Origin of the sequence: Actinomadura sp. KC216 (assembly GCF_004348535.1) — a bacterium.
GTDB lineage: Bacteria > Actinomycetota > Actinomycetes > Streptosporangiales > Streptosporangiaceae > Spirillospora.
Genome location: NZ_SMJX01000331.1, coordinates 1 through 8,868 on the forward strand (window position 1 = coordinate 1; position 8,868 = coordinate 8,868).

General features: G+C 72.4%; 5 protein-coding genes and 1 pseudogene. 3 read left to right on the top strand and 3 right to left on the bottom strand.

Annotation, left to right across the window (positions count from 1 at the left end; genetic code table 11):
* Window positions 1-2,574, top strand: a pseudogene (locus E1264_RS44015) (hypothetical protein); the annotation flags it as partial.
* A gap of 84 nt (window positions 2,575-2,658) precedes the next feature.
* Here the strand turns inward: E1264_RS44015 and E1264_RS35630 are convergent.
* Together E1264_RS35630 and E1264_RS35635 are read right to left on the bottom strand one after the other, a co-directional pair.
* Window positions 2,659-3,645, bottom strand: coding sequence for a glycosyltransferase (locus tag E1264_RS35630; protein ID WP_132180777.1), 987 nt, complete (start codon window positions 3,643-3,645; stop codon window positions 2,659-2,661).
* A 313-nt stretch (window positions 3,646-3,958) separates the two neighbouring features.
* The gene (locus tag E1264_RS35635; protein ID WP_132180779.1) at window positions 3,959-5,401 is read right to left on the bottom strand and encodes an LCP family protein; all 1,443 of its coding nucleotides are present in this window, start codon (window positions 5,399-5,401) and stop codon (window positions 3,959-3,961) included.
* 121 nt (window positions 5,402-5,522) lie between these two features.
* Between E1264_RS35635 and E1264_RS35640 the strand changes: the two genes are divergently transcribed.
* The gene (locus E1264_RS35640) at window positions 5,523-6,464 is read left to right on the top strand and encodes a DUF6177 family protein (RefSeq protein WP_243711367.1); all 942 of its coding nucleotides are present in this window, start codon (window positions 5,523-5,525) and stop codon (window positions 6,462-6,464) included.
* Window positions 6,465-6,600: 136 nt separating this feature from the next.
* A complete protein-coding gene (locus E1264_RS35645; RefSeq protein WP_132180781.1) occupies window positions 6,601-8,064 on the top strand; it encodes a DUF1266 domain-containing protein in 1,464 nt (487 codons plus the stop codon).
* A 62-nt stretch (window positions 8,065-8,126) separates the two neighbouring features.
* Here the strand turns inward: E1264_RS35645 and E1264_RS35650 are convergent, their stop codons facing one another.
* Window positions 8,127-8,594 carry a hypothetical protein gene (locus E1264_RS35650; RefSeq protein WP_207936679.1) on the bottom strand — a complete coding sequence of 156 codons (468 nt, stop codon included), beginning with the start codon at window positions 8,592-8,594 and terminating at the stop codon, window positions 8,127-8,129.
* Window positions 8,595-8,868 lie beyond the last annotated feature (274 nt).

Sequence of the window (8,868 nt, forward strand, 5' to 3'; positions counted from 1 at the left end):
CAGCAGATTCCCGCCACCCCCGCCCCGGGCACGCCCGCTCCGGCCGCGCCCGAGCCGTTCCCGTACGCGCAGGAGATCCCGGGCACGCCGCCCGGCCCGCCGCCCGCCGCGGAGCCGTTCCCGTGGGCGCAGCAGATCCCCGGCGCGGCCCAGCATGCCCAACCGGGTCAGCATGCCCAACCGGGACAGCCGGGGCAGCAGGCTCCTGTCCAGCCGATCACTCCGCCGCCGGCGATCGAGGAGCCGTGGCGAACACAGGGCAGGCAGCCGAGGTCCCGCCGAAGCGTCAAGAAGCCGCTCCTCATCGGCGTGGCGACGCTCGGGGTCGCCGGCCTGGTCGCCGCCGGGGTGCTCGTGCTGCCCGGCCTGCTCGACGGCGACGGCGGGGGTGAAGGCGGCGAAGGAGCGAAGCTGGCCGCCTCGCTGTTCCCGGTGGGCGGCACCGCCCGCACCGACGGCCGCGACCAGCAGATCACCGGAGTCGCGGCGGTCGGCACGACGGTGGTCGCGGTCGGCGGCGAAACCGACCCGCAGAACGCCCGCGGCCTGTTCCTGGTCTCCAACGACGGCGGACGCACGTTCGAGCCCGGCACCCAGCAGAGCACGGACGGCGGTGTCGCACCGTCCGGCGGCGTGCCCGAGGCGGTCGGCGGCTCGTCCCGCGGCTGGGTCGCGGTCGGATCCCGGGCCGGAGGCGGCGGCGCCGTCTGGACCAGCGACGACGGCCGCACATGGCGCAGGCAGCCCGACGCCGTCGGTGACGTGTTCGGCGCGGGCAACCGCGTCCGCAGGGTCGTCGCCACCGACAGCGGCTACCTGGCCGTCGGCGAGAACTCCGCGAAGCGCGACTTCACCGACTCCCAGCCGGCGGTGTGGCTGTCCGGTGACGGCCGGAGGTGGGAGGCGCGCGTCGGCGGCCAGATCGGCGTCCAGGTCAACAAGGGCAAGTTCTCGCTGGTCGAGGCCGCCGCAAGCGGCAATGTGATCCTTCTGGAGGGGCTCGTCACGCCCGACTCCGGAAGGCCCGGCCCCTACCGGGTGGTCTGGCGCTCCGAGGACGGCGGCCGGACGTGGGCGACCTCCGACGTGCCCGTCCCGAAGGGGAGCCGCGGCCTCATGGTCGGCGGCGGGCAGGCCGGATTCCTTGCCATGCGCGAGATCAAGTCTTCCGGAAACTTCTACGGCCAGGCGTTCACGTCCAAGGACGGCAAGTCCTGGACCAAGGCCGGCGCGCTGCAGACACCCGGCTACCAGCGGACCAGCCGGGTCATCGGCGACGGCAGCGGTTACGCGGCCGTCGTCGTCCGCGGCCGGGACGTCCTGCTGTCGCGCAGCGCCGACGGTGCGGCCTGGCAGGACGCCGGCGTGGCCGAGTTGCGACCCGGCCGCGAGTTCACGGGCGCCGCACTGGCCGGCGGCCAGGCGATCCTTGGCGGGCGTGAACCGGGCGGTGGCGACATGGACCCGGTGCTCGGTGTCTGGGACGCCGCCGGCACGGCGGTCCCCGTCGACCTCACGAAGATCCGCGGCGTGATCCGGCCGGACCATTCGGTCCGAGCCGTGGGCGCGACGGACGCCGTCGCCGTCGCCGTCGGCAGCGCACGTGGCGACGCCGCGGCCTGGTCGTCGCAGGACGGCACGTCCTGGAAGCCCGCCCAGGGGCTCGGTGCCGCGTTCACCCGGCCAGGGCCTCAGCAGTTGAACGACGTCGTCGGCGCCGCCGGGGGCTGGCTGGCGGTCGGCTATGACCAGGCGGCTCCGCGACGACCGCTCGTCGTCACCTCCAAGGACGGCGCGACCTGGGAGGCTGCCGACTCCGCCGCCGTCTTCGCCGGCAGCAAGGACGGGACGCCGATCACCTACGCCGCCGCGGCCGGGAACGCCGGATACGTGATCGCCGGGGTGCAGGGCTTCTCGGTGGTCACCTGGTTCAGCAAGGACCTCAAGGCCTGGGAACGGGGCACCGGCACGAACCCGAAGATGCTGCTGGGCGACAAGGCCGCGCCCCGCTGGATGCTGGACGTCGCCGCCGGTCCGTCCGGCTACACGGCCGTCGGCGGCAGCCGTGACGCCAAGGGCAACCATCCTTCGGTGTGGTCGTCGCCCGACGGTCAGAAATGGACGCTGCAGCAGCTCCAACTCCCCGTGGGCGTGACCGAAGGCCACCTCACCCACGTCGCCGCCCGGGAGAACACGCTCGTCGCCACCGGCCTGGCGGCGACGCAGAGCGGCCTGAACTGGCTCGGCTACGTCTCCACAGACGGCGGCAGATCCTGGAAGTCGCTGAACTCCCCGAGCGGCGACACGATCGTCCTCGTCACCGCGCTGACCGCGACACCGAAGGGCTTCGCGGCCACCGGCACAACCGGGCCCGCGGGCGCCACGGACGTGGTGTCGTGGACGTCCGCGGACGGGTCGTCCTGGACCGCCAGGATGCCCGGCGGCACCGGCCTCGGCGGCGTCGGCGACCAGGAGATCACCGGCCTCGCAGCCTTTAAGAGCACGCTGGTCGGCGTGGGCCGCAGCGCGGACGCCAGCGGGGACCAGCCCGTCCTCTGGTCGCGGGCGAGCTGAACGCGGTCATCGGCGACGGGCAAGGGACGGCCTGTGCCGCCGTGTTCCTCGTGTCCGCCGTGCGGCCGGTGTGCTTCCCCTCGATCAGCAGGCGGGCGGGGCGGGAGGCTCTGGCGGCGCGGAGAGGGGCGCCACGGGCGCGCGGGTCTGCTCGGGCTGGCGGGCGTGACGTGGAAGGTACGTCAAGGCCGCGGTGCCCGTCAGCGGGGCGTTGGCGGCGCGCTCGCGCGAGCGGTTGCGGCGCGCGCCGTACGGCGCGACGACCTTCCGGTAGAAGGGCCGCCGGATCAGGGTCGGGACGAGCCGGTAGCCGCCGCGGACGACGACGTTGCGCCAGTACTGGGGCCGCGAGATGAAGCCCTCGCCGAGCATCTCGCGCTGGAGCCGGAGCTCCGAGCGCAGCAGGTCGCGGCCCCCGCGCCGCTCGTACGCGCCGTCCCCCACCCGGTAGTAGACGAGCGGCTCGGCGACGTTCACGACCCGCGCGCCGTTGGCGATCATCCGCGCGAACAGCCAGTAGTCCTCCATCAGCGGCAGGTCGCCGTAGCCGCCGACGGCGATGACGGCGCTGCGCCGGTAGACGACCGTCGGATGGTTGAACGGGTCGTGCAGCCGGGAGTAGCGGGCGATGTCGGCGGGGTCGCTCGGCGGCGTGCGCCGGCCGACGATGTCGGAGATGTCGGTGCCGAACTCCAGCAGCCCGGCGCCCACGAGGTCGGCGCCCGCGCGCACCAGCGGCACCTGGACCTGGAACCGCTGCGGCATGGCGATGTCGTCGGCGTCCATCCGGGCGACGATGTCGTGCCGGGCGGCGTGCAGGCCCGCGTCCAGGGCGGGGCCGAGGCCGCGGTTGTGCTCCAGCGGGACGAACGACACCTCGACGGGGCTGTCCGCCACGAGTTCCCGCAGGCAGGCCGACAGTCCTTCGGAGACCGGGCCGTCCTGCACCAGGACGACCTGGTCGGGACGGAGCGCCTGGTCGTGCACGGCGCTGCGGAACGCGTCCCGGAGGTGCTCCTCACGATCACCGCCGTAGACGGTCATCAACAGGGCGAAGGGTTCGGGCAGCATGCGTCCGTTCCGAGGGGGGCGAGAGCGCCCGGCAGAGCCCGTTGCGGGGTGGCGGCTCCTCGGGGCAGAGGTCGGGAGGATTCAGTTGAGTTGTCGTAGATGCGACTGAGTTGTCATAGATGCGACGCTTTACCGGAGATATCGGTTTGCGCGGGGAGCTGTTGGTGCGCGGGGGTCAAAATACCGGTGTATCACGGCAACGGCGAACCTCACCCCCACCCGCCATGCGCAGACGTCCGGCCGGGCCTGGCCAGGACCGGACAGCCGGGAACCTGGACGGCGACACAGGGATGATCCGGGCATGCGCGTCCGGTCAGGTCTTCGCGCAGACGTCGCGGTCGGCGCGGATCTCGCCGGCGACCTTCGGGACCGCCGCGTTCTGGTCGCGGAGCGCGGCGCCGGCCTTGCCGATGACCAGGTAGACGTAACCGGGCTTGGCGGTCGGTCCCGGACGCGGCTTGCGGCCGGGCAGCGCCAGCGCGAGGGCGGCGGCCTGCCGTTCGGCGCCCACCCCGTACAGGATCTGGGTGCGCGCGAAGCGCTTCTTGCTGGTGCCGACCTTGACGACCTTGTAGCCGCGCTCGGTGAGCTGGTCCGCCGTCCGCTGGGCCAGGCCCATGGTCCCGGTCGCGTTGTAGACGGCGACCTTGACCTGTTCCGGCGGGACGGGCCGGGCCGCGCCCTGCGCCGCGACGGGCGCCGGAGGGGCGGGCTCGGGCAGCTTGTTGTCCTCCCGGACGGCCCTGAACAGCGGCTCGGCGAGCGCCCGGTTGAACTGGACGCGGTTCGGGTCCTGCGGATACGCCTGCACCGGGACGGTGACGAACCGCACCTTCCCCGCGCTCATGCCGCGCAGGCTGCCCGCGAGCTTCTGCATCACCGAGAGCGTGAGCTTGTCGTCCGCCTTGATCGACTTGGCGACGGCGGACAGGAACTCGTACGTCCGCCCCGGGTCGGTGAGCATGCCCTTGTCGGTGGCCTTCTGCACCACGGACGCCATAAAGGCCTGCTGCCGCTTGATCCGGTCGAGGTCGGAGCCGTCGCCGAGCACGTACCGGGTGCGGACGTACCCGAGCGCCTGCTCGCCGCGCACGACCTGGCGGCCCGCCTTGAGGTGCAGCTCGGCCTTGGGGTCGTCGATGCGGCGCGGCACGCATATCTCCACGCCGTCGAGCGCGTCCACGACCCGCTTGAACCCGGAGAAGTCGACCTCGACGTAGTGGTCGATGTGGATCTTGGTGAGGGACTCGATGGTCCGCCAGGTGCAGGCGGGTCCGCCGTTGGAGAACGCCACGTTGATCATCCCGAACTGGGCGGGGACGGTGGTGCCGTTCTTCTTCTTGCAGGGCGGCATCTGCACCATCGAGTCGCGCGGGAAGCTGATGCCGATGGCGCTCTCGCCGCCGGGCGAGATGTGCAGCAGGATCGTGGTGTCGGACCGCTGCCCGGCCTCCGAGCCGTAGCGGGCGTTCTCGCCCTTCCGGCTGTCGGACCCCATCAGCAGGATGTTGAGCGAGTTGTTGAGCTTCTCCGGGCGGTTGTCGCCGAGCCGTCCGTCCACGTTCTCGCGGTCGATCTGGCTGTCGAGGCGGCGCCAGAACCCGTAGGCGGTGAGGCTGGTCCCGACCAGCGCCACCGACAGCACGATCGACAGCCAGCCGAGCACGCGCCATACACGCCCCCGCACCGGCGGTTCCGGCGCAGGCGGGGCGTCGTTCGCGAGGTAAACGGAGGACGGCGCGGCGCTTCGCTGCATCCGTAACATTTCAGCACAACATGGACAGGTGCCACGGGGGTCACAGCAAAGTCGAAGGCGCCCGCCAGGGACCGGCGGACGGCAGCCACGGGTGGGCCCCGGTCGCTAGACTCCTCCGGAGATGAGCACAGTAGACGCGCTGACCGACCAGGCGATGGTCGTGCTGCAGGACAGGCCGCTGGTGCCGCTGAGCGCCTGGCTGAACAACGCCCTCGGCGACTGCACCGCGAGCGGCCGTACCCTGCAGCTCGTCACGCCTCTGGACTCCCGGCTCTCCCTCCCTCTGCGCACCGTCGCGTCCGGGAACGAGATGCAGTGGGTCGTGCGCAACGGCGACGGCTACTACGAGGGCCTGACCGGACGTCCGCTGAAGTGGAGCGGCACGACGTTCGTCCCCGTCCCCGAGGCACGCGACTACGCGCCGGGCTTCACCACCCGTCCCAGCGCGCGGATCGGCTCGCAGCTCACCCTCGTCTACCGCACCAGGCACGGCCCCGAAGGCGACCTCAGCGGGCCCGTCGAGCGCCTCATGCAGCTCCTCACCGGCAAGCCCCCGAGCGCGCTCGGCGCCACCGAGCCGCTGGAGCACCCGTGGCGCGCCGACCGGTTCACCGAGTACGCGCGCGGACGGTCCACCGCCCGCCTCATCGTCGGCGGCGACGGTCCCCGTCCCGCCCAGGCGATCTGCGACTTCACCGCCGGGGCGGGCGGCGGCGTCGCCGAGGTCAGCACCGTGACCGTCGGCTACATGCCGGAAGACCCGCCGCCCCTGCAGCACCTGCCGACGCTCGTCGGCGCGCTCGCCGCCGACCAGAAGATCGCGTCGCTGTTCGTCCAGGTCACCCCAGGCCGCGCCGACCTCACCACCGAGCCCCGCTGGACGGGTGCCCCGGCCCCCGTCGCGCTCGCCGTCGCGGGCACCGTCAGCGGCCCGAACGGCCTGCCCGGCCAGCAGGTCGGCCCGCCCCGCGCCCCGCTGACCCTCTTCCCGCTCGGCGACGGACGCTCCGCGGACGGCTGGCAGCGCCACAGCATGCTCATGCAACACCTCCAGTCCGCCTGACGCTCCCCGCGGACCACCGGCTCATCACCGCCTGACCACCGCACCATCGGCCCGAAACGGCCTTTCGGCGCGCATCGCAACAGACTCCGGACACCGCTGATGATCTACCCGTAAAGGATGATGTACGGTCCTGCCCATGGGACAGATCGGCCAGCTCGACGCGCTCGAGCAGGCCGTCAAGGGGACGCTCGCCGAAGGATCGTTCGCGTTCGACGGCGACGCGGCGGTGCTCCGCATCGAAGGCTCCCGCGCCCTGACGACCGGCTGGTCCCGCGCCCTCCGCGGCTGCGGAATCGGCCTGCTGCTGATCGGCGCCGTCCTGTCACTGACGGGGCTGCACGACGCGGCGCGCTGGGCACTGGCCCCCGGCGCGGCCCTGTTCGGGCTCTTCCTCCTCCTGCGCCACACGCCGCTGCGCCGCGTGTGGTCCGTCCTGGAACTGCGGTTCGCGGAACAGGCGATGGTGCACCGGCGGACCCGCATCCCGTTCGGTGACCTGCGCCCCGAACACCTCGTCTGGAAGGACGGACGGTTCCTCCGCCGCCTGTACCTCTGGCACCCGTCCCTCCGCAAGCTGCTGGCCGGCTTCTCGGGCGCCGAGGAGCGCCAGGCCAGGGAGTTCCACCGGCACCTGTGGGCTTTGATCTCGGCAACGAACCCGCCCGGCACCGACAGCACCGCCCCCTCCGGCAGCACCGCCCCTGCGGGCAGCGGCGCTCCCGCCAGAAGCGGCGGGCTCACCCCGGTCCAGCGCTGGATCATCGCGGCGGGCGCCCCCTACGGCGCGATCAACGGGTTCCGGCTCGACCGGCTCGGCACGGCCTCCGGCGTGGACGCGGCCGCCGCCGACCGCCGCACCGCGCAGGAACTCCTCCACGACCCGTGGGGCGCCTACGACCTCGAACAGCTCCTCGGCGCCGTCAACTGGCTCGTCCAGGACGGCCACCGCGCCGACTTCACCCAGGACGCCGACCTCGCCGCCCGCTCCCCCGCCGCGCAGGAGGAGTACCGGGCGCTGCTGCGCGAGGTCGACGGCCTCATCGCCCGCGACGAGCTCGAACCCCCGTTCGTCGAGCGGCTCATCGAGCTGGTGCGCGTCCGGTACGGCGACGAGGGCGGCTCGTACGCCAAGCTCGTCCCGCGGGTGCTGCGCGACGAGCCCGGCGCGGACGTCAGCGAGGAGGGCGCCGAACTCGCCCAGTTCCTCCACCATCTCTTCAACGACCGCAACCACGCGTCCGAGGAACTGCACCGCCTCAAGGCCCTCGCCGACCCCGCGCTGCGGGCCAACGTGGGCCGTTTCCTCATCTGGGACTACGGACGAGCCCTCATGCTCTACCGCTGGGGCCACATGGTCGGCTGGCTCACAGAGGAGTACTGCTGGGAACGGATGCTTCCGCTGGCGATCGACATCCAGCGGCGCTACTCGTCCTGGCAGGACATGGCGACCTGCTATCTGCAGGGCCGGCTGCTCTGGTCGGTCGGCGGCGGAAAGGCGCGGTCCGAGTACGAGCGCCTCATGGAGAACCTCGCCTCCGACCCGGACAGCCCTTGGAACACCGTCCCCTGGACCCTGGACCTGACCCGCGACTGGCCATGAACCCCCGCCAACACACAACGAGCGAGAGCCGTTTAACTGGCTTGGCGGGCTTGGCGGGCGACTTAACCGCCGATGACGCCGCCCTGATAGGCGGCACCGTCCTGTCCGGGGGCCGCGCCGCCGCTCGGGGCGCCGCCTTGGTCGGACGCCTTCCAGCTGCGCGCCGGAGCCTCGCTCGCCCCGTCCGGGTAGACGGTCCCACCCGCCCAGTGCGCCAGCGATTCAGCGAATTTACGAGCGACCCGCATCGCGTCGGGCAGGTCGGCGACGGCGCGGACGTCCACCCACCACACGGGGGCGGTCACGCGTTCGGCGAACTCCGCGCCGAGCAGCCGCCGGATCTCGCTCTGCGCCGACACCTGCACCGCGTCCTCGATCGAGACGAGCAGGCGCCCTTCGGTGTCGTACATGAGCGTCGGCTCCGGTTCCCCGCCGCGCAGTTCCAGCGCCTCACCCATGGCGATCATGCCGTCTGCCACGGCGTGCACATCGGGACGGCGGCGCACCAGCGCCACCAGGTCACTGCTCATCGGGTCACCCCAGTGTCGGGCGGACTGAGCGGGCCGCCACCGCGCGCGGCGGACGGTCGCCGGCTTGAGTCGGACACCTGCCTCCCTTCTCCAACGCAACCCTATGAGACATCCGAGCGCGCCGTCGCCGTCCGCCGGGACGCGCATCCCGTCATACCTACCATCCCCGGTGAAAACGCCAACTCACGACCGCTACTCTGGTCCGACCGAAATCGCCACCCCGCCAGAGAGACCCAGCACGGAGCCTTCATGAATTCCCCCCAATGGCCTGGTC